General features: G+C 50.8%; 2 rRNA genes (both running past the window's edge). Both read right to left on the bottom strand.

The features are described 5' to 3' along the window. Positions 1–1,842, bottom strand: a 23S ribosomal RNA gene (locus SporoP32a_RS10145); it reaches 1,087 nt to the left of the window's first position. Positions 1,843–2,099: 257 nt separating this feature from the next. Then, positions 2,100–2,500 (bottom strand): 16S ribosomal RNA (locus tag SporoP32a_RS10140) (it continues 1,151 nt past the right edge of the window). The 16S and 23S rRNA genes sit together here, the layout of an rRNA operon.

The raw sequence follows: 2,500 nt of genomic DNA, 5'->3' as shown, positions 1-2,500 counted from the left end.
TCTTACGATTTTGCAGAGACCTGTGTTTTTGCTAAACAGTCGCCTGGGCCTATTCACTGCGGCTCTCTCGGGCTATTCACCCTACCAGAGCACCCCTTCTCCCGAAGTTACGGGGTCATTTTGCCGAGTTCCTTAACGAGAGTTCTCTCGATCACCTTAGGATTCTCTCCTCGCCTACCTGTGTCGGTTTGCGGTACAGGCACCTCCCGCCTCGCTAGAGGCTTTTCTTGGCAGTGTGAAATCAGGGACTCTGGAGATAAATCTCCTCGCCATCACAGCCTAGTGTTATATGAGAACGGGATTTGCCTCGTTCTCCACCTCACTGCTTAGACACACAACCAACTGTGTGCTCACCCTATCCTACTGCGTCCCCCCATTACTCAAACGGCGGGGAGGTGGTACAGGAATATCAACCTGTTGTCCATCGTCTACGCCTATCGGCCTCGACTTAGGTCCTGACTAACCCTGAGCGGACGAGCCTTCCTCAGGAAACCTTGGGCATTCGGTGGAAGGGATTCTCACCCTTCTTTCGCTACTCATACCGGCATTCTCACTTCCAAGCGCTCCACCAGTCCTTCCGGTCTAGCTTCAACGCCCTTGGAACGCTCTCCTACCATTGACCCTAAGGTCAATCCACAGCTTCGGTGATCTGTTTAGCCCCGGTACATTTTCGGCGCAGCGCCACTCGACCAGTGAGCTATTACGCACTCTTTAAATGATGGCTGCTTCTAAGCCAACATCCTGGTTGTCTGGGCAACGCCACATCCTTTTCCACTTAACAGATACTTGGGGACCTTAGCTGGTGGTCTGGGCTGTTTCCCTCTCGACAATGGATCTTATCACCCACTGTCTGACTCCCAAACATAAATCATCGGCATTCGGAGTTTGTCTGAATTCGGTAACCCGGGATGGGCCCCTCGTCCAAACAGTGCTCTACCTCCGAGATTCTTTCGTTTGAGGCTAGCCCTAAAGCTATTTCGGAGAGAACCAGCTATCTCCAGGTTCGATTGGAATTTCACCGCTACCCACACCTCATCCCCGCATTTTTCAACATACGTGGGTTCGGGCCTCCAGTCAGTGTTACCTGACCTTCACCCTGGACATGGGTAGATCACCTGGTTTCGGGTCTACGACCCCATACTTATTCGCCCTATTCAGACTCGCTTTCGCTGCGGCTCCGCCTTCTCAGCTTAACCTTGCATGGAATCGTAACTCGCCGGTTCATTCTACAAAAGGCACGCCATCACCCATTAACGGGCTCTGACAATTTGTAAGCGCACGGTTTCAGGATCTATTTCACTCCCCTTCCGGGGTGCTTTTCACCTTTCCCTCACGGTACTGGTTCACTATCGGTCACTAGGGAGTATTTAGCCTTGGGAGATGGTCCTCCCGGATTCCGACGGAATTTCACGTGTTCCGCCGTACTCAGGATCCACTCTGGAGAGAATGTGCTTTCGACTACGGGGCTTTTACCCTGTTTTGCGGACCTTTCCAGGTCGCTTCATCTAACACATTCCTTTGTAACTCCGTATAGAGTGTCCTACAACCCCAAGAAGCAAGCTTCTTGGTTTGGGCTCTTCCCGTTTCGCTCGCCGCTACTAAGGGAATCGATGTTTCTTTCTCTTCCTCCGGGTACTTAGATGTTTCAGTTCTCCGGGTGTGCCACGAGTATGCTATGTATTCACATACACGTACTGTCCCATTACGGACAGTGGGTTTCCCCATTCGGAAATCTTCGGATCAAAGCTCACTTACAGCTCCCCGAAGCATATCGGTGTTAGTGCCGTCCTTCATCGGCTCCTAGTGCCAAGGCATCCGCCGTGCGCCCTTTCTAACTTAACCTATAAAAGGTCCAATTTCATCCTAGCGATAGGAATCCAAAGGTTAAAAAGATTGCTTGAATCGTATAAATACGATTCGGTTGATTACTTGATTACTTTCAATGTCGTTTTATCCAGTTTTCAATGAACAAGAAAAAAGTTTTGAACACTCAACTACATGAGCCTTCAAAACTGAACGCAAAACGTTAACGTGATAGATCGAAGATCTATCTTCCGAATGTTTCTTCCGTATTTCAGGCAAGAAAACATAATCCTTAGAAAGGAGGTGATCCAGCCGCACCTTCCGATACGGCTACCTTGTTACGACTTCACCCCAATCATCTGTCCCACCTTCGGCGGCTAGCTCCCCTAAGGGTTACCCCACCGACTTCGGGTGTTACAAACTCTCGTGGTGTGACGGGCGGTGTGTACAAGACCCGGGAACGTATTCACCGTGGCATGCTGATCCACGATTACTAGCGATTCCGGCTTCATGCAGGCGAGTTGCAGCCTGCAATCCGAACTGGGAACGATTTTGTGGGATTGGCTCCCCCTCGCGGGTTTGCAGCCCTCTGTATCGTCCATTGTAGCACGTGTGTAGCCCAGGTCATAAGGGGCATGATGATTTGACGTCATCCCCACCTTCCTCCGGTTTGTCACCGGCAGTCACATTAGAGTGC

Origin of the sequence: Sporosarcina ureae (genome assembly GCF_002109325.1) — a bacterium.
In the GTDB taxonomy this organism is placed as follows: domain Bacteria; phylum Bacillota; class Bacilli; order Bacillales_A; family Planococcaceae; genus Sporosarcina; species Sporosarcina ureae_C.
This window is presented reverse-complemented; position numbering and strand designations above follow the sequence as displayed.